We start from the raw sequence: 18,980 nt of genomic DNA on the forward strand, positions 1-18,980 counted from the left end.
TTTTTCGCGATTTGCGCGTTATATTTTCTAGATATTGGCGCAGCCGACGGGGATCGACCCGATACGGCGCCCGCTTGCGATTCAGTTACAATACGTGCCCGCTGGAGTACGGCAACAAACAGGCCCGGTTCTTGCAGAAGAGCATTGCCGGGAATCGCAACCGTTCCGCATCCGGCCAGGCCGCGGCCGATGCGATGTGCCGCGCAGCACACCGGTTCGCAGCGCGCGCAACTCCGCGCCAGGCCTATCCTGGTATTTGAGAACCGGTTTTCCAGAGGCTTTCGGCCCCGCGGCGGCAAATCGCAAATGATTGCAAGCGCGGTTGCGGGTAATCCCAAAGTGCAGGCAATATCTCTCGATTTGCCGCACATTGAAGAAGCAAGCAGATGACGAAGAAACTCTTGACCGAAGCCGAAATCCTGAAGATGAGCGACAAGGATTACATGAATGAGGATCAGCTCGCCTTCTTCAAAAATCGGCTCGAACAGTTGCAGGCGGACATCCTCAAGAATGCAGGCCAGACGACCGAGAACCTGCGCGAGACGGTGATCGTCCCCGATCCCGCCGATCGCGCGACGATCGAGGAAGAGCACGCGCTCGAGCTGCGCACGCGGGATCGCGAACGCAAGCTCCTCAAGAAGGTTCAGCAGTCGCTCGCCCGCATCGATTCCGGCGATTACGGCTGGTGCGAGGAAACCGGCGAGCCGATCGGCATTCCGCGGTTGCTCGCCCGTCCGACCGCCACGCTGTCGCTCGAGGCGCAGGAGCGCCGCGAGTTGCGCCAGAAGCTGTTCGGCGACTGATCGAGCGGCGTTCCGCTCAGACACGCTGCTTCCCGAAAGCGCGCGGCCTGCCGCGCGCTTTTTGTTTTTCCGGCACCGCTCCCCGGCCCGCCGATTTGCCTCCCGCCTCTTGATATCCCGGCGCCCGCCCTAAAATGAAACGGACGCGCGCCGGGCCGCTTCCCGGCGCACTGCGAGTTACGCGGCGGCGCCTCGCGCCGCCCCGACTCTTCCCCGTTTTTCTCAAGGAACGCAGATGGAGCAATTTCACGGCACGACCATCGTTTCGGTCCGGCGCGGCGACAAGGTCGCGCTCGGCGGCGACGGCCAGGTAACCCTCGGCAACATCGTCATGAAGGGTGGCGCGCGGAAAGTGCGGCGGATCTACAACAACCAGGTGCTGGTCGGATTCGCGGGCGGCACCGCCGATGCGTTCTCGCTGCTCGACCGCTTCGAGGCGAAGCTCGAGAAGCACCAGGGCAACCTGACCCGCGCGGCCGTCGAGCTCGCGAAGGACTGGCGCACCGACCGGATGCTGCGCCGCCTCGAGGCGATGCTGATCACGGCCGATGCCACCACCACGCTCGTGATCACCGGCAACGGCGACGTGCTCGACCCGGAAGAGGGCATCTGCGCGATCGGCTCGGGCGGTGCGTATGCGCAGGCCGCGGCCCGCGCGCTCGCGGAGAACACCGAGCTGTCGCCGCGCGAGATCGTCGAGAAGTCGCTCGAGATTGCCGGCGACATGTGCATCTATACGAACCACAACCGCATCATCGAAACGATCGAGTAAGGACCGCCCCATGAGCACCATGACCCCTGCCGAGATCGTCTCGGAACTCGACAAGCACATCATCGGCCAGGCGAAGGCGAAGAAGGCCGTCGCCGTCGCGCTGCGCAACCGCTGGCGCCGCCAGCAGGTCGCCGACCCGCTGCGCCAGGAAATCACGCCGAAGAACATCCTGATGATCGGGCCGACGGGCGTCGGCAAGACCGAAATCGCACGCCGCCTCGCGAAGCTCGCCGACGCGCCGTTCATCAAGATCGAAGCGACCAAGTTCACGGAAGTCGGCTACGTCGGCCGCGACGTCGACAGCATCGTGCGCGACCTGATCGAGATCTCGGTCAAGCAGACGCGCGAATCCGAGATGCGCAAGGTGCGCAGCAAGGCCACCGACCAGGCGGAAGACCGCATCCTCGACATCCTGCTGCCGCAGCCGCGCGCGGTGGGCTTCGGCGGCAATGCCGACCACGCGAACGACGACAACAACGCGACGCGCCAGACCTTCCGCAAGCGCCTGCGCGAAGGCCAACTCGACGACAAGGAAGTCGAGCTCGACCTCGAGCAGCCGTCGGCCGGCATGGACATCATGGCGCCGCCGGGGATGGAAGAGATGACCGAGCAGATCCGCTCGATGTTCTCGAACCTCGGCAGCGGCAAGAAGCAGCGTCGCAAGGTGAAGATCAAGGAAGCGCTGAAGCTGCTGACCGACGAGGAAGCGGCGAAGATGCTGAACGACGAGGAAGTGAAGACGAAGGCCGTGCAGAACGTCGAGCAGAACGGCATCGTGTTCCTCGACGAGATCGACAAGATCACGTCGCGCAACAACGAAGGCAGCGGCGGCGAAGTGTCGCGCCAGGGCGTGCAGCGCGACCTGCTGCCGCTCGTCGAAGGCACGACGGTCAACACGAAGTACGGGATGGTGAAGACCGATCACATCCTGTTCATCGCGAGCGGCGCGTTCCACCTCGCGAAGCCGAGCGACCTGATTCCCGAACTGCAGGGCCGCTTCCCGATCCGCGTCGAGCTCGACTCGCTGTCGGTGAACGATTTCGAGGCGATCCTCGTCGCGACCGACGCGAGCCTCGTCAAGCAGTACCAGGCGCTGCTCGCGACCGAAGACGTGCAGCTCGAATTCGCCGACGACGGCATCCGCCGTCTCGCGGAAATTGCCTACGCCGTCAACGAGAAGACCGAGAACATCGGTGCGCGCCGGCTGTACACGGTGATCGAGAAACTGCTCGAGGAAGTGTCGTTCTCGGCCGGCAACCATGCGGGCGAGCGCGTGACGATCGACGCGAAGTATGTCGACCGTGCGCTGGGCGAAGTCTCGCAGGACGAAGACCTGTCGCGCTACGTGCTGTAAGCGCCACGCGGCATCGAGCGGGAAACGGGCGGCTCCGGCGGGGCCGCCCGTTTTTTTCGGCAGGCGCGGCGGCAGCGCGCCGACGCCGGCCCGTCAGCGGTCGTATTCGACCGACACGGTGAACAGCATGTCGGACGTATCCGACCAGTTCAGATTCGCGAACGAGAAGTCGGTGCTGCCTGTCCAGCCGGCCACCGACGGAAACGCCACGCCCTGATCGCCCGGCACGTTGAGCGTCACCGCGGCGCCCGGCTGCGCCGGCGCGGCACGCGCGGTCCCGTTGACGAAGACCGCCGAGGTTTGCCCCGGCGCCGTCGCGCGAACCTGCACGTTGGCGCGCTTGACGAACGGCAGCCCGGCTTTCGACGTCCAGCCGAGCGGGAAGGTCGCGCCGCCCGCGAACGTACTGGCCGTGCCCGGCGTCAGCACGTCACGCGTCGCCTGCGCGATATCGTGCCACTGATACTGGCGCAACGCGTCGGGAGACGGCGACGGGGTACGCAGCCGGACCGTATAGCTCCTTGCCGGTGCCGTAGTGTTGCCGTTCTGGTAGATGTCGACCGTATAGGCGCTGAACGGCTTGATGTCGGCCAGCTCCGCGGCGCTCAATTGCGGCTTGGACCACGCGGTGTTGTTGCGCGGCGCGTCGCCGGGCCACGTGAACAGGCCCTGGTTCGCCGGGTCCTGCGCGACGCCGGCCAGCCGATAGTTGTTGCGGCATTGACTGCCCTTCGCGAGCGCGGCGAGTTGGGCCGGCGTCTGCCCGCCCGCGATCTGCGCGCGGATATTGAGCGTGTCGCACGTACCGCTCGACGGCTGCAGGAACACGCCGTTGCGCAAGCCCGGGCCCTTGACGATCGCGAAGTCCACGGCCGTGCCGGCGGCATCGACGATTCCAACCTGCAGGTTCAGCGAGTCGACGAACGCGTTGGTGCCGGTCGACGGATTGGCCGGATTCAGCCAGTCCCACTTCTGCGCGTTCGCATTCACCTTGCTCAGCACCGCGCGCTGATTGCCGATCACGCGCCAGCCGGTGTCGCCGCTCGCGCGGGCGCTGTCCTTCACCGCCAGTTGCACGTGCTGCTGCATCCCGTCGCGAACGCCGTCCGCGCGCGTCCACGACAGCTTGACCCACATGGTGTCGCCAGCCACCACACGGATCACTTCCGGCAGGCTGAAGCTCGCGTTGTTCATCGCATCGTCGGCCACGATGCCCGGCGACGTGCCGAACTCCTGTTGCGCCGACATCCCGTTGTTGAGGTAGGTGGAAGGCACGCCGGCATTCAACGCGCCGGACGCGACGTCGTCGACGACGAGCTGGCTGCAGGCCGCCACGCCGCCGCCGAGACGCGCGGCGGCGGTGGTACCGGCGAAGCACTTGTTGAACGCGGCCTGCAGCGCGGCGAGATCGCTGGCGCTCGGCAGGCTCGTCACCGGCGCGCCGTTGATGGTCGCGACGGCCGGCAAGCTGGCCTTGTCGCCGGCTTGCGGCGCGACACCCGGCACGAGCTGAAGCTGCGCGGGCGTATCGCTCGAAGCGCCTGCCACCGAGCTGATCTGCACGCCGCCGTCCGGCAGCACGTTGACCTTCAACTGGTCGAGCAGCCGGTCGAGCCCCGGCGCGCCCGCGGTCAGCGGGCCCGCGATCAGGTCGACGCCGGCGTTGCCGGTCGCGGCCAGCACGTCGGCCAGTGCGGCGGAGTAAGCCTGCACGGCGCCGGCGACGGCCTGAGTCGTCACCTTGCTCAGCAGCAGCCCGGTGTTGCCCAGCAATTTCGCGGGGTTGTCGCCGACGATCGTGGCGGCGATCGCATTCGTGAGCGGCGTGATGTTGATCGTCTGCGTGCCAGCAGTGGCGCTGAGCGAGATCAGCGTCGCCTGCGAATCGGCGACGTTGCCGACGGCCGACAGCGCGAAAGGCGCGGTCATGCCGGTCACCGTGCAATGGAACGCGCCGGTGGCGGCGTCGGCCGGGCAGTCGACCGATTTGCCCGTCGCGTCGACGAGCGTGACGGTCGCGCCCTGCATCGCGGCGCCCGCCGCCGCGACGCCGCTGACAGTCTGCGCGGCGGGTCCCGACGACGATGGGCCGCCGGGCGACGAACTGCTGCCGCCCCCGCAGGCAGTCAGGACCAGTGCGGCAATTCCGAGTACGACAGGTGTGCGTTTCATTGCTTTTCCCCGAGAACCTGCTGGTTGTTGCATTGCATACGCGTCGCGCATGCACGCTGAATGGCGGGGATTCTCGCAAAACCGATTTTCCCGATCATCATCCAGGTAGATGAAAATCGCGACCAAGCATGACCCTTTTTGCAAGATTCCTGTGATAGCCTGCCTGAAAGTTCGTGGTTCGAAGCAATATCATCAGACAAAATACCGATACGCCGCGACGGCCTCACGAGGCAACGGGGAAGAACAATGCAAAGAGACCGACTCATCGGCGACCTCTATGAGGCCGCGCTGCGCCCGGACACCTTTCTCGAAGTCTTTCATCAGGTATCCGAATCACTTGGCGCAAACGTTTTCCACATGTTCAGCTGGGACACCGCGCGCAATGCACCGCAGTTCTCGATCTACTCTCCGCGCGCGGAGCTGGAAACTGTCGTCGCGCTCTACGACCAGTACTACGGCGCACTCGATCCGCGCCGCGGCTTTGTCGAGAAAGCACCGCTCGGCGAGTTCGTCTGCTGCCAGGATCACCTCACCGAGCAGGATGTCGCGCGCAGCGAATTCTTCCAGGATTACCAGATTCCGTCCGGCATTCGCTATCTGATGGGCGTCCGCCTGGCGCGCCCGGGCGGCGACGACATCCTGCTCGGATTACTGAGGGCTTACGGCCGCCCTCCCTACACGCCCGAGGAACGCGCGGCCCTGTCGGGCATGGCGGGACATCTGCAACGCGCGATCAACCTCTGGCAGGATGCGCGCGTGCTGCACCGCGACGCCGCGCTCGGCGCCGAACTGATGGAGGAATTGGGTCTGGCCGTCTTCGCGCTGGACAGGCATGCGCGCGTCGTCTTCGTCAACCGGGCGGCTGAGTCGATGTTGCGCGCGACCACCTGCCTCAAGCTCGAGCACGGACACCTGAGTGCAGCGAGCGCGCCGCACAACGATGCGCTGAAGGCGGCGCTGGCACGTGTCGCGAAGACCCGCAACGGCGAGAGCCTCGCCCTTGCGGGCTCGTTGAACGCCGCGCACGAGATCTTTCTCGGCATCGCCGCGTTGGCCGGGCCGGCGCTCCATGCCACGTTCGGCGGCGCGACGATCCTCGTGACCGCCAGACGGCGAAGCGCTGCGCCGCTCGTCGTCGCGCAACAGCTTCGGCAGGCATTCGGCCTGTCGAGTGCGGAAGCCGCCGTCGCGGAAGCGCTGATCGGCGGCAAGACGCCCGACGAATGCGCGGCGAGCGCCGGGGTGTCGCTCGCCACCATCCGCACCCAGCTGCGCGCGATCTACGAGAAGACGCATTCGCGGAACCAGGCCGAGGCGGTGGGAAGAATGCTCTGGGTGCTTCCGCAGCACAAACGCGAAAGTTGATACGCCCGAAACGGCAGGTATCGTGAGGCCGGTCCGCAGGCGCCTTTCCGCAACGACCCGGATAACGAACCAATACCGCATGCGCGCGACGCAGCGGTTGCGGGCGCGACAGCCGGCGCGCCCACATGAGCTGCGCGCCGAACTTACTGCCGCACCGGCTTCTTCGCGAGCTTGCGCTGCAGCGTGCGGCGGTGCATGTTCAGCGCGCGCGCCGTCGCCGAAATATTGTTGTTGTTCTCGGCCAGCACGCGCTGGATGTGCTCCCATTCGAGCCGGTCGACCGACAGCACGACCGGATTCTCGAGCGCTTCGTCGGCCTGCACTTCGGTCGCGTTGGTCTGCAGCGCGGCCAGGATCGACTCGACGTTCGCGGGTTTCGCGAGATAGTTGTCGGCGCCTTCCTTCACCGCCTGCACGGCGGTCGCAATGCTCGCGTAGCCGGTCAGCACCAGGATCCGCGCATCGGGCTGCAGGTCGCACAGCGGCGCGATCAGGCTCAGGCCCGAATCCTCGCCCAGATGCAGGTCGACGGTGATGAACTGGAACTTGCCGCCCGCGGCGAGCCGCAGCGCCGCCTCCTTGTCGTGCGCCTGCTGGACCGCGTAACCGCGGCGCTCGAGGCCGCGCGCGAGCGTGCCCGCGAACACCTCGTTGTCGTCGATCACCAGGAAATTGTTCTCGCTCATGTGGTTTCTCCGTCTACGTGTTGGTTGGGGGCGAACTACGCCGCGTGGCGCGTCACCGGCAGGCGCAGCACGGCCCGCGTGCCGCGGCCCGGGGAGACCCCGGCCGGGCGCCCGCCGGAGCGCCCTGCTCCGTTGGCCGCTTCCGGCGCGTGACCGTCGGAGGCGCCGCCCGGAAAGCCCGCTGTGGCTGCCGCCGCCGTGCGCGGCTTCGCGTCCGACAGCTCGATGTGGCCGCCCAGCCGCGCGGCCGCGCTGAACGCGAGATACAGGCCGACCCCGTGCCCGCCCTGCGTGCTGTCGACCGGCATCGCGCCGAGCGACTCGCGCAGCGCGGCCGGAATGCCCGGCCCGTCGTCGCACACCTCGAATTCGATCTCGTCGGCCGTGCCGGCGTGCGCGACCTTCGCGGCCAGTGTCACGCGCTGCGGGCTCGCGCGCGCGGCATTGTCGAGCAGGATCGTCAGGATCTGGCCGGCCGCGACCGTGTCGTCCAGCGCGACGCCCGCCGGACGCGCACCGAGCAGTTCGAACTGCACGTGCGGATGCCGCAGGCGCCAGTGCTCGACGAACGTGTCGAGCCAGTCGTCCACCGGCTGGCGGCTCGCGGGTGCGCTCGCGCGGCTGCGCAGGCGCGCGAGCGCCGACGTGCACAGCGTCATCTGCTCCTCGAGCACCTTCAGGTCGGCTTCGTAGCGCGCCAGCCCCGGATCGGCGCGCGCCGCGTCGCGCAGTTCCTCGGCAAGCATCGCGATCGTCGACAGCGGCGTGCCCATCTCGTGCGCGACGGTCGCGGCCTGCACGCCGAGCGCGACCGCCCGCTCGTCGCGCAGCAGGTGCGCCTGCGCTTCGCCGAGCGCCGCGTCGCGCTGGCGCAGCGCATTCGACATGCGCGCGACGAACCACGCGATCAGCCCGACGCTGACCATGAAGTTCGCCCACATCCCGGTACGGTAGTAGTCGAACAGGTTGGCCGGGTTATCCATGTTGAGCGGCACCGAGTCGAAGCCGAGTGCCGCGTAGCACGCGACCGCGAACGCCGCGAGCCAGATCATCAGGTGCCACGGCAGCACGGCCGCCGCGATCGCGAGCGAAGGCAGGTACAGCGACACGAACGGATTGGTCGTGCCGCCCGACAGGAACAGCAGCGCGGACAGCGCGCCGAGGTCGACCCACAGCTGGCCGAGCAGCTCGAAATTGGTCTCGGGCCGCGCGCGCAGCACGCGCACCCAGGTCAGCGCGTTGAAAACGATTTCGAGCGCAATGACCATCAGCATCGCCGGCAACGGCAGATGCACGCCGAAATAGGTCTGCACGACGCCGATCGTCACGAGCTGGCCGATGATCGCGAGATTGCGGAGCCAGAACAGGTGACTGAGGTTGACGCGCCCGGTGGTGGTGATTCGTTGCATCCGGGCAGTTTACCCGTTTAACCGGGGGCGACCCTAGCAAGGGGCCAGAACGCGAACGCCGGACATCGCGTGCCCCCGGCCATCCCCGCTATGCCGGCTTTCCCGCCACGCGCCGGGCGATCTCGTCGGCCAGGCACTCGGGGCACCGGCAGCGCGCGCCGCTGGCCGGCTGCGCGCCGTCGGGCAGCCCGGGCATCGACGCGCACCAGCATTCGAACGGCTGCGAGCGGGCGCCGCAGTCGAAGCTGCGCCCGCAGTGCGGGCAGCGCGCGCGGCGCGGGGCGGAGCGGCGATCGGCGGCGGTTTCGGTCATGACGGGGCGGCGGGGAACGGGTGTGGCGGCACCCAACGAAACAAGCATAACGCGGCGGCCGGATTTTGCGGGTCGGCCGAACGGCCGACGTCGAGGGCAGCAATCGCGGGACGGGCGAGCGAACGGCGCGTTTCGCGCCCTCCCCGGCGCCGCCTCCACCTCCGGCTTTCCCGCGCCGGCCGGGCCGCGCAGCCCGACCGCCCGTTGCGCCGCACCCTGCCGCCGGCCGTCCCCGCCCGCCCAAAATCCCCGATGCTGCGCTGCGCCACTCCTGTACAATTCGCCGTGTTTCAACCGTTCCCAGCCAGAGCCGCCGCCATGTCCGAGCCCATCGACCTCTCGCAGATCGCCCCCACGCTGAAAGCAGAAATCCTCGCCGAGGCGCTGCCGTATATCCGCCGTTACCACGGGAAAACCGTGGTCATCAAATACGGCGGCAACGCGATGACGGAAGAGCGGCTCAAGCAGGGCTTCGCGCGCGACGTGATCCTGCTGAAACTGGTCGGCATCAACCCGGTGATCGTCCACGGCGGCGGTCCGCAGATCGATCACGCGCTGAAGAAGATCGGCAAGGCCGGCACCTTCATCCAGGGCATGCGCGTCACCGACGAAGAGACGATGGAAGTCGTCGAATGGGTGCTGGGCGGCGAAGTGCAGCAGGACATCGTGATGCTGATCAATCACTTCGGCGGCCACGCGGTGGGCCTGACGGGCAAGGACGGCGGCCTGATCCACGCGCGCAAGCTGCTGATGCCGGACCGCGACAACCCGGGCCAGTACATCGACATCGGCCAGGTCGGCGAAGTCGAGGCGATCAACCCGGCGGTCGTGAAGGCGCTGCAGGACGACGCGTTCATCCCGGTGATCTCGCCGATCGGCTTCGGCGAAGACGGTCTCTCGTACAACATCAACGCAGACCTCGTCGCGGGCAAGCTCGCGACCGTGCTGAACGCCGAGAAGCTGCTGATGATGACCAACATCCCCGGCGTGATGGACAAGGACGGCAACCTACTGACCGACCTGTCCGCGCGCGAGATCGACGCGCTGTTCGAGGACGGCACGATTTCGGGCGGCATGCTGCCGAAGATCTCGTCGGCGCTCGACGCCGCGAAGAGCGGCGTGAAGTCGGTGCACATCGTCGACGGCCGCATCGAGCACTCGGTGCTGCTGGAAATCCTGACCGAGCAGCCGTTCGGCACGATGATCCGCTCGCATTGAGCGCGCGCCGCCACCCCATCCAGCCCCGACCTGCCGGCGTCGCTGCGACGCCGGCGCATCTCCCGCAGCCGGCCGCGCGCCGGTTCGCCCGTCTGGCTGTTCGATCTCGACAACACGCTGCACCACGCATCGCACGCGATCTTTCCGGAGATCAACCGCGCGATGACGCAATACATCATCGACGCGCTGCAGGTCGAGCGCGCCGAAGCCGACCGCCTGCGCACCGGCTACACGCAGCGCTACGGCGCCGCACTCCTCGGCCTCACGCGCCATCATCCGATCGATCCGCACGACTTCCTGCGGGTCGTCCACACGTTTTCCGACCTGCCCGCGATGGTGCGCGCCGAGCGCGGCCTCGCGCACATCGTCGCCGCGCTGCCGGGGCGCAAGTTCGTGCTGACCAATGCGCCGGAGAACTACGCGCGCGCGGTGCTGCGCGAATTGCGCATCGAGCGGCTGTTCGAACGCGTGATCGCGATCGAGCACATGCGCGACCGCCGCACGTGGCGCGCGAAGCCCGATCACACGATGCTGCGCCGGACGCTGCGCGCCGTGCATGCCCGCGCGTCCGACGCGATCCTCGTCGAGGATACGCTCGGCCACCTGAAGCGCTACAAGCGCCTCGGCATCGGCACGGTATGGATCACCGGCCACCTGCCCGGCCATCTGCCAGGCACCGGACGCCCGCTTTATGTCGACCAGCGCATTCGTTCGCTAAAATCGCTCCGACTGGGCACTCGATCGGGGCGACAAAAATGCAGCCGACTTACCCGCAGGACCAAGCCGTAACGGACGACCAGGCTCCACCCACCCGCACCCGCCCGCGCCCGAAGCCGGGCGAGCGCCGCGTGATGATCCTGCAGACCCTCGCGGCGATGCTCGAGGCGCCGAAACCCGAAAAAATCACGACCGCCTCGCTCGCGGCCCGGCTCGACGTGTCGGAAGCCGCGCTGTACCGGCACTTCACCAGCAAGGCGAAGATGTACGAAGGGCTGATCGAGTTCATCGAACAGGCGCTGTTCGGGCTCGTCAACCAGATCGTCGCGAAGGAACCGAACGGCGTGCTGCAGGCGCGCACGATCGCGCTGACGATGCTCAATTTCGCCGCGAAGAACCCCGGCATGACGCGCGTGCTGACCGGCGAGGCGCTGGTCGGCGAGGACGAGCGGCTCACCGAGCGCGTCGACAAATTGCTCGAGCGGCTTGAAGCGTCGATCAGGCAATGCCTGCGGCTCGCGCTGCTCAACGCGAACGCACGCGACGCCCACCCCGCCGCGCGCACGGTGCCTCTGCCCGCCGATTACGCCCCATCGGTGCGCGCCAGCCTCGTCGTCAGCTACGTGCTCGGCCGCTGGCACCGCTACGCAAACAGCGGCTTCGCGAAAATGCCGGCCGAACACGCGGATGCCCAACTGCGCCTGATCCTGCAGTAAGCGACAAGGCCGCGAACGGACGATCCGCGGCCTCGCCCCCGTCAGGCGCCCTCTTGCGCGCAAGACGCCCGGAACGCGAATGCTTCCGCGGGCGCCGCACCGGCGTCGACCAGATCGAGCTCGATACGCGCCAGCGTGCGCTTCGACGCAAGCGCGTCGAGCCACTGCGCAGCGAGCCGCGGCAGCACGTGCTGCTCGATGAAGCCGATCAGCAGACGCGCTCCCGTTTCCTGCACGAGGCAGCGCTCGACGATGTAGTCGAGCACGGCCGGCGCATAGCTGAACGCCACGCCGTGCCCATCGGCCATGCGGGCGGCCACGCGGTCCAGATGCAGACGCACGATTTGCGACAGCGTCGCCTGCGCGAGCGGACGGTACGGCACCACGCTCACGCGTCCGAGGAATGCAGCCGGGAACGTCTTCAGCAGTGCCGGCCCGAGCGCCGTGCACAGCGCGTCCGCGTCGGGCGCGAGCGTCTCGTCCGAGCACAGGCTCGCGATCAGGTCGGAACCGGCGTTGCTCGTCAGCAGGATCGTCGTGTGGCGGAAGTCGATGTAGCGCCCGTCACCGTCCTCCATGTAACCCTTGTCGAACACCTGGAAGAACATCTCGTGCACGTCGCGATGCGCCTTCTCGATCTCGTCGAGCAGGACAACCGAATACGGTCGGCGCCGCACCGCCTCGCTCAATACGCCGCCCTCGCCGTAACCGACGTAGCCGGGCGGCGCACCCTTCAGCCCGGACACCGTGTGGGCCTCCTGATACTCGCTCATGTTGATCGTGATCAGGTTCTGCTCGCCGCCGTATAGCGCCTCGGCAAGCGCCAGCGCCGTCTCGGTCTTGCCGACGCCCGACGGGCCGGCCAGCAGGAACACGCCCAGCGGCTTCTTCGGATCCGTCAGCCCTGCGCGCGCAGTCTGCACGCGCTCGCCGATCCGCAGTAGCGCATCCTGCTGCCCGATCACGCGGGCCGAGAGCGTGTCGGGCAGCGTCCGCACCGCCGCGACCTCGTCGGTGACCATCCGGCGCACTGGAATGCCCGTCCAGTCCGACACGATTTCCGCGACGATCGCCTCGTTCACTTCCGGGAAAACGAGCGCCGTGTCGCCCTGCAGTTCCTCGAGCGCGCGCTCGAGCGCTTGCAGCCGGTCGTCCGGCACGCCGTCACCGGCGGCCTCCCCCGCCGCTTCGCGTGCGCTCAGCAACGCCTGCGCGGCGTCGGCCTGCGCCCGCCAGCGCGCCTCCACACCCTCGGCCTCCCGCTTCAGCTCGACGATGCGCGCCTGCGCGCGGGCCAGTGTATCCGCGTCGCCGAGACCGATGCGCCGTTCATGATCGAGCAGGTCGCATTCGACGCGCGCGGCCTGCAAGCGCTGCCGCACGTCGTCCAGTTCGCGCGGCGTCGCGTGCTGCGACAGCGCTACCCGCGCGCACGCGGTGTCGAGCAGGCTGATCGCCTTGTCCGGCAGTTGCCGCGACGGAATGTAGCGATGCGACAGCGCGACCGCCGCGCGAATCGCCTCGTCGAGCACGACGACACCGTGGTGCCGCGAGAAGGTCCGCGTGAGCCCGCGAACCATGTCGGTCGCGGCCGCTTCCTGCGGCTCCGGGACCTGGAGCACCTGGAAGCGCCGGGTCAGCGCCGGGTCCTTCTCGATATGTCGCTTGTACTCGGCCCAGGTCGTCGCGCCGATCGTGCGCAGCGTACCGCGCGCCAGCGCCGGCTTCAGCAGGTTCGCTGCATCGCCCGTGCCGGCCTGGCCACCCGCGCCGATCAGCGTGTGGACCTCGTCGACGAAGAGGATGACGGGCACGGTCGATTTCATCGCCGCCTCGAGCACGCCCTTGAGGCGTGCCTCGAATTCGCCTTTCATGCTCGCGCCGGCGAGCAGCGCGCCGACGTCGAGACTCAGCAGGCGCACGTCGGCGAGTTTCGGCGGCACCTCGCCGTCGACGATCGCGCGCGCGAGGCCCTCGACCACGGCCGTCTTGCCGACGCCAGCCTCGCCGGTAACCAGCGGATTGTTCTGTCGCCGACGCAGCAGCACGTCGATCATCGTGCGTATCTCGAGCTCGCGGCCGACGACCGGATCGATCTCGCCTGCCCGCGCGCGCGCGGTGAGATCGCTGCAATACTGCTCGAGCGGCGAGCCGCCGGCCGCCGCCGGCGCGAGTGCGCCGGCCGATTCGCCGGGCACTGCGCCGCCGAAGTCGGTGCCGTCGTACGGCACATCCGCAGCCTCCGGCGATCCGGCGATCCACGCGGGCAGCATCTCGCCCAGGCAATCGAGCGGGATCTTGCCGAACGCGGGAGAGATCGACAGCAGCACACGGCGCAACTCGGGCGTCGTGACGAGCGCCGCGACGAGCCATGCGCCGCGGACCCGCCGATCGCCGAAATCCAGTGAGGCCAGCACCCATGCCCGCTCGATGGCCGTCTCGATATGGTGCGAGAAATCGCTGATCGAGCTCGCGCCGGCCGGCAGCGCGGCCAACGCACGCAGCACGTCCTGATCGAGCGTCTCGGCGTCGATGTCGCAGTGCCGGACGATTCGTTGCAGATCGCCGTCGGGGGCCTGCAGCAATTGATGCAGCCAATGCACCAGCTCGACGTACGGGTTGCCGCGCAACTTGCAGAAAGTCGTGGCGGACTCGACGCTTCGGAACAGCGAATGGCCGAGTTTGCCGAACAGGGCTTGCCTCGAAATTGTCATGACCTCGATCCGGAAATAGGTGGCGTCGCATGCGAAGACGAGGCGGATACGATCATGCCCCCGTCCGTCGTCACAAATGCAAACGACAAAAGCGATGACATTAATCCCGGCACAACCTGCAACTCAATCGGACAAGTATTATTTTTTCGCCAAAGAGATAGGTTCATCATTAGACACCGGCATCATGAGTCCGGTCGCCGCGTGCCGCCCCGGCCGCGCGCCCCGCCGACAATCCATGCGTGCCGCGGACATCGCGGCCAGCAGCCCGCCCGGCCTCCCGCGGCATTTCACCGCCATCTGCCTCGCATATTTAGAACAATTCCCATATATCTCAAAATTAGCACGCGATAAGATGCCCATTAACCTGCCGGTCAGGATTTTAAATTTATCGAGATAATCGATTTATCGACAGCCGCCTCTTATCTCGAATTAGCTCGATGCATGCTGCCGCGCCAAAGCCCTTCCGTCTTTTACTGGTCAACCGTTATGTCGAAAACAAGCGAGAACGCGTCTCGTGCTCCCGGCTGCGCACCGTTCGATAGCGTGCATGCCGACACCTCACCGGTTCCGTTCGCGAAGCTCGTCCGGCGGGGCGGCCGCTCGCCGCGCGCCCCGATGCAGCACGCGATCGGCCCGGCGCGGTGCGCATATTCGCCGTCGTCCGGCGATTTCGCTCCGCTGCCTGACGACACGAACGCGCTCGCCGGCCATGTCGTCTTCACCGTCGACGCCAACGGCGTCATCCGGCTGGAAAACCACTGCGAAGCACTCGCCTGCCGCGTCGGCAGCGCCACGGTGCCGCAGCACGGCACGTGCGCCGTCCCATTCGGTGCGGCGATCACGGTCGGCGTCGACGAACTGACCGTCGGCTTGCCGTCCGCCGCCGTTGCGCTGGACGACACCCCGCCGCCCATCGACCTGACCGCGCTGGGCAACGCGCTACCCCGCAGCGAACCGGCCGGGTTCGCCGACCTTGCCGCGCTGGCATGCGCGGGATCGGATGCCGGCGCGGCGCTCGCCGTGTTCGACGATGAACCTCTCGGCCTCGTCGCGCCGGTGTCTCCCAACGCCGACGACGGCGATCCGCTCGATAAACTGCTCGCCGAATACCGACGGGCGCTGATCCACCGCGAACGTGACTATGCGCACGAACTGAAGGAGATCGAGCAGCCGCAGATCGCCGCGCCCCTGCCCGACGATCCGTTCCTCGACGCCCCCGGCCGCTATCGGACGGGCTCGCTGTTGAGCGATCTGCTGGACAAGCGCCAGAAGATCGATTTCGTGCTCGACGGAATGAATCCGTTCCTCGCCGAGCAGCTTTTCGTCGACGACGCGCGGCACGACGTCCTCCTCCTGCTCGCTCCGGCGCATCGGCAGCGTCCGCACTTCGCGTCCGCGGCGCTGCTCGCGCGCCATGAGCATCACCTGATCAGTGTCGACAGCCACTTCCCGATGCTGAACACCATCACCGACACTTCAACGACCGAACGACATGACGACGAACGCCCCTGATCCGGCCACGCAGGCCATCGACCGACCGACGCAGCAGAACCTGGTGCATACCGGGTCGTTTGAAGCGCTGAAGGAACGGACCATCGAAACGGTCCGCCGGCGCCCCTCCGACGCGTCGGAGCGCTGGCTGCTGTTCCAGTTGCTGTGCGTCGACGGCGACTGGGAGCGCGCGCTCAAGCAGTTGCAGACCTGGGCGACCCTCGAGCCCGAGGGCGCAGCGCGCGCTCAGCTGCATCGCGGGCTGATCGAGAGCGAGATATTCCGCGCCGAGGTATTCGCCGGTACGCGCACGCCCGGCTTCATCGACGGCGCCGCGCCCGCATGGATCGACCTGTTGCTGCAGGCGAACGCGCGCCTCGGCGCCGGAGACGTGGCAGGCGCCGACGCACTGCGCCGGGCGGCGCTCGACGAGGCGCCGGCAAGCCGCGGCGAAAGCCCCGAAATGGACGGCTTCGACTGGCTGACCGACAGCGACACGCGGCTCGGGCCGGTCTGCGAAATGACCGTGGCGGGCGGCTACCGATGGATTCCGTTCGCCCGGATCAAATCGTTGACGCTTACCCCGGTCGGCACGCTGACCGATCTCGTCTGGCGGCCTGCCACGCTCATCCTGCGCGACGCCACGGTGCTCAGAGGCTACGTGCCGACCCGCTATCCGGGCTCGGAACACGGCCCCGCCGAGATCCGGCTCGCGCGCGAAACCCGCTGGCAGGACGTCGGCGAAACCAACGTGATCGCGCTCGGACAAAAAACCTGGACGACCGACCGCGGCGACTGGGGCGTGCTGGACGTCGGCAGCTGCCGCTTCACGGATGAAGGCGAAGATGGCACGGCATCCTGACGACCTGCACCGGCCCGCCTACCTGCCGTCCCTGCTCGACCGGCTGCAGGACGACGCGCCGCACGCGCGCCACGAGACGCCCAGCGCGTATGCGCCGAACGGCGAAGGCATGCGCCGCATCATTCGGCGCGATCTCGCGCTGCTGCTCAACTCCACCAACCTCGACGGCGAGCTGGACGCCGCCCGCTACCCGCAGGCTGCCGCGTCCGTCGTCAACTACGGCGTGCCGCCGTTGTCGGGGAGCTACCTGAGCGACCGGAACTGGGAAACCATCGAGAAGCTCGTCAAAACCGCCATCGTCCGTTTCGAGCCGCGCCTGCTGCCGGAGTCGCTCGCGATCCGGCCCGTCGTCGGACGCGAAGCCGCCAGTTACAACAAGCTGATGTTCGAGATTCGCGGGCTGATGCAATGGTCGCCGTACCCACTCGAATTCCTGATCCAGAGCACCTTCGACATCGAAACGAACCAGGTAACGCTCGATCCGGGCGCTCGCATCGGACACTGACATGGATCCCAGATTTCTCGACCACTACAACCGCGAACTGACCTACATGCGGGAGCTGTCCGCGGAATTCGCCGCGCAGCACCCGAAGATCGCCCGCCGGCTCGGCATGCAAGACATCGAAATCGCCGATCCCTACGTGGAACGGATGATCGAGGCGTTCTGCTTCATGTCGGCTCGTACCCAGCTCAAGCTCGACGCGGAATTCCCGCGTTTCACGCAGCGCCTGCTCGAGGTCATCTACCCGAACTATGTCGCGCCGACTCCGTCGATGGCGGTGGCACGGCTGCGCCCGAGCCTGCGTGAAGGCAATTTCAGCAAGGGCTTCACGGTGCCGCGTCATAGCGTGCTGCGTTCGTCGATCCCGCCGGGAGAACAGACGGCCTGCGAGTTCCGCAGCGGTCATGAAATCACGCTGTGGCCGATCGAGATCGTCGACGCGAAGCTGACCGCCGTGCCGCCCGATCTTCCCGACCTCGAGCGCAGCCTGCTGCCGCACATGCGGCTGCGCGGCGCGCTGCGGTTGCGGCTGCGCACGGTCGGCGAGGTCAAGTTCTCGCAGATCACCGGGCTCGACCGGCTGCCGCTCTATATCGGCGGCGACGAACAGGTCGCGTCGCATCTGTTCGAATTGATCCATGCCGGCGGCGTCGCGTCGGTCGTGCGCGCGTATGGCGCCGCGCGGAGCGACTGCGCGGTCGTTGCGAAGAACCCGGTCGACTTCGAAGGCCTCCGTCCCGATCAGAGCCTGCTGCCGCTGATGTGGAATACGTTCCATGGACACAACCTGCTGCACGAATACTTCACCTGCAGGCAGCGCTTCTATTTCTTCGCGCTGACGCAGTTGCAGGCCGGCCTGTCGGCGATCGACGGCAAGGAAGCGGAAATCGTGCTGCTGCTGGACCGGCTGCCCGACGAACTGGTGACGCACGTCGATGCGTCGAGCTTCCAGTTGTTCTGCACGCCGATCATCAACCTGTTTCCCAGGCGCACCGACCGGATCGAGATCAACCGTGCGCTGACCGCGTTTCACCTCATCCCGGATCGCAGCCGGCCGCTCGACTACGAGGTCTTCTCGGTATCGCGCGTGTTCGGCCAGAAGGCGGAGTCGTCGAACGAAATCGCGTTCAACCCGCTGTATCAGACATTGCACAGCGACATCGGCAATTACGGCCGTTACTTCTCCATTCTGCGCGAACCCCGCACGACGTCGGCCAATGCGCGCAAATACGGTACGCGCAGCCAATACGTCGGCACCGAGGTGTTCGTCTCGCTCGTCGATCAGGCCGAGGCGCCGTACGCCGACTCGATCCGCTATCTGTCCGTCGACGCGTGGCTGACCAATCGCGACCTGCCGCGCCTGATTCCCCGTAACGGATTCAACGACCTCACGATGCAGGACTCGGTGCCGATCGAGGGCGTGAGCCTCGTGCATCCGCCGAGCACGCCCCGCGAGCCGTATGCGACGGGCGAAACCGCGTGGCGGCTGATTCGTCAGCTGAGTTTCAACTACATGCCGCTCGCGGAACTCGACCATCGCGACGGCGGCCAGGCACTGCGCAACATGCTGCGGCTCTTCGTCGGCACGAGCGAGCGCGAGCAGTGCACGCAGATCGAGAGCCTGGTCGGCGCGCGCACCGAACCGGTCGTGCGGCGCCTGCCCGGCCACGGCCTGCTCGTATATGGGCGAGGCGTCCGCTGCGAACTGACGGTCGACGAGACAGGATTCTCGGGCGTGAGCCCCTATCTTTTCGGTCTCGTGCTCGAGCAGTACCTGTCGCGCCACGTGTCGATCAACGTCTTTACGGAAACGGAGCTTCGCTCGATGCAGCGTGGTCTCGTGACGCGCTGGAAGCCGCGCATGGGCGGACGGGGAGCGGTATAGC

17 protein-coding genes are annotated in these 18,980 nt (G+C 67.2%); 12 read left to right on the forward strand and 5 right to left on the reverse strand.

The features are described 5' to 3' along the window. The first annotated feature begins 386 nt into the window (after nt 1–386). The 3 genes from dksA to hslU all read left to right on the forward strand — a co-directional run bounded on the left by dksA (nt 387) and on the right by hslU (nt 2,929). Entirely contained in the window at nt 387–803 is a 417-nt protein-coding gene (dksA, locus tag WT26_RS19970) for an RNA polymerase-binding protein DksA (RefSeq protein WP_006477498.1), read from the forward strand. Nucleotides 804–1,038: 235 nt separating this feature from the next. Then, the gene (hslV, locus tag WT26_RS19975) at nt 1,039–1,575 is read left to right on the forward strand and encodes an ATP-dependent protease subunit HslV (RefSeq protein ID WP_011353540.1); all 537 of its coding nucleotides are present in this window, start codon (nt 1,039–1,041) and stop codon (nt 1,573–1,575) included. A gap of 10 nt (nt 1,576–1,585) precedes the next feature. After that, the gene (hslU, locus tag WT26_RS19980; RefSeq protein WP_042972634.1) at nt 1,586–2,929 is read left to right on the forward strand and encodes an ATP-dependent protease ATPase subunit HslU; all 1,344 of its coding nucleotides are present in this window, start codon (nt 1,586–1,588) and stop codon (nt 2,927–2,929) included. Between the two features lie 93 nt (nt 2,930–3,022). Here the strand turns inward: hslU and WT26_RS19985 are convergent, their stop codons facing one another. Next, nucleotides 3,023–5,101 carry a hypothetical protein gene (locus WT26_RS19985; protein WP_069270612.1) on the reverse strand — a complete coding sequence of 693 codons (2,079 nt, stop codon included), beginning with the start codon at nt 5,099–5,101 and terminating at the stop codon, nt 3,023–3,025. A gap of 246 nt (nt 5,102–5,347) precedes the next feature. Between WT26_RS19985 and WT26_RS19990 the strand changes: the two genes are divergently transcribed. After that, the gene (locus tag WT26_RS19990) at nt 5,348–6,466 is read left to right on the forward strand and encodes a helix-turn-helix transcriptional regulator (RefSeq protein WP_060154315.1); all 1,119 of its coding nucleotides are present in this window, start codon (nt 5,348–5,350) and stop codon (nt 6,464–6,466) included. Between the two features lie 143 nt (nt 6,467–6,609). On the opposite strand, the gene WT26_RS19995 is transcribed toward WT26_RS19990, so the two are convergent. From WT26_RS19995 to WT26_RS20005, 3 genes are all read right to left on the reverse strand, one after another. Further along, a complete protein-coding gene (locus tag WT26_RS19995; protein WP_021156278.1) occupies nt 6,610–7,152 on the reverse strand; it encodes a response regulator transcription factor in 543 nt (180 codons plus the stop codon). Nucleotides 7,153–7,187: 35 nt separating this feature from the next. After that, complete coding sequence (locus tag WT26_RS20000) at nt 7,188–8,561, reverse strand: ATP-binding protein (RefSeq protein WP_069273636.1); 1,374 nt, start codon at nt 8,559–8,561, stop codon at nt 7,188–7,190. 88 nt (nt 8,562–8,649) lie between these two features. Further along, nucleotides 8,650–8,874, reverse strand: coding sequence for a cysteine-rich CWC family protein (locus WT26_RS20005; RefSeq protein WP_069273637.1), 225 nt, complete (start codon nt 8,872–8,874; stop codon nt 8,650–8,652). 318 nt (nt 8,875–9,192) lie between these two features. On the opposite strand from WT26_RS20005, the gene argB reads away from it, so the two are divergent. From argB to slmA, 3 genes are read left to right on the forward strand one after another with little or no spacing between them, the layout of a single operon-like run. Next, on the forward strand, nt 9,193–10,092 hold the full coding sequence (gene argB, locus WT26_RS20010; RefSeq protein ID WP_006490510.1) for an acetylglutamate kinase: 900 nt from the start codon (nt 9,193–9,195) through the stop codon (nt 10,090–10,092). 30 nt (nt 10,093–10,122) lie between these two features. Then, entirely contained in the window at nt 10,123–10,881 is a 759-nt protein-coding gene (locus tag WT26_RS20015; protein ID WP_069273638.1) for a pyrimidine 5'-nucleotidase, read from the forward strand. After that, nucleotides 10,848–11,525, forward strand: a complete 678-nt coding sequence (slmA, locus tag WT26_RS20020) for a nucleoid occlusion factor SlmA (RefSeq protein WP_069273639.1) — start codon at nt 10,848–10,850, stop codon at nt 11,523–11,525. The genes WT26_RS20015 and slmA overlap by 34 nt, the downstream gene beginning before the upstream one ends. 41 nt (nt 11,526–11,566) lie before the next feature. On the opposite strand, the gene tssH is transcribed toward slmA, so the two are convergent. Continuing rightward, nucleotides 11,567–14,239, reverse strand: coding sequence for a type VI secretion system ATPase TssH (gene tssH, locus WT26_RS20025; RefSeq protein WP_069273640.1), 2,673 nt, complete (start codon nt 14,237–14,239; stop codon nt 11,567–11,569). Nucleotides 14,240–14,315: 76 nt separating this feature from the next. Here tssH and WT26_RS37395 point away from each other — a divergent pair, with 76 nt between their 5' ends. The 5 genes from WT26_RS37395 (at nt 14,316) to tssF (ending at nt 18,979) form a co-directional block, all read left to right on the forward strand. After that, complete coding sequence (locus WT26_RS37395; RefSeq protein WP_155123134.1) at nt 14,316–14,636, forward strand: hypothetical protein; 321 nt, start codon at nt 14,316–14,318, stop codon at nt 14,634–14,636. A gap of 146 nt (nt 14,637–14,782) precedes the next feature. Continuing rightward, nucleotides 14,783–15,751: a TagK domain-containing protein gene (locus tag WT26_RS20030; RefSeq protein WP_418219983.1), complete on the forward strand. Its 969-nt coding sequence runs from the start codon at nt 14,783–14,785 to the stop codon at nt 15,749–15,751. Then, on the forward strand, nt 15,732–16,592 hold the full coding sequence (locus WT26_RS20035) for a type VI secretion system accessory protein TagJ (RefSeq protein WP_069270614.1): 861 nt from the start codon (nt 15,732–15,734) through the stop codon (nt 16,590–16,592). Before WT26_RS20030 ends, WT26_RS20035 begins: the two co-directional genes overlap by 20 nt. Continuing rightward, the gene (gene tssE / locus WT26_RS20040) at nt 16,576–17,097 is read left to right on the forward strand and encodes a type VI secretion system baseplate subunit TssE (RefSeq protein WP_059538683.1); all 522 of its coding nucleotides are present in this window, start codon (nt 16,576–16,578) and stop codon (nt 17,095–17,097) included. Before WT26_RS20035 ends, tssE begins: the two co-directional genes overlap by 17 nt. Before the next feature lies 1 nt (nt 17,098). Then, nucleotides 17,099–18,979 (forward strand): type VI secretion system baseplate subunit TssF, encoded by a 1,881-nt coding sequence (gene tssF, locus WT26_RS20045; RefSeq protein WP_069273641.1) that lies wholly within the window; start codon nt 17,099–17,101, stop codon nt 18,977–18,979. Nucleotide 18,980: the final 1 nt, after the last annotated feature.

The organism is Burkholderia cepacia (assembly GCF_001718835.1).
Classification (GTDB): Bacteria; Pseudomonadota; Gammaproteobacteria; order Burkholderiales; family Burkholderiaceae; genus Burkholderia; species Burkholderia cepacia_F.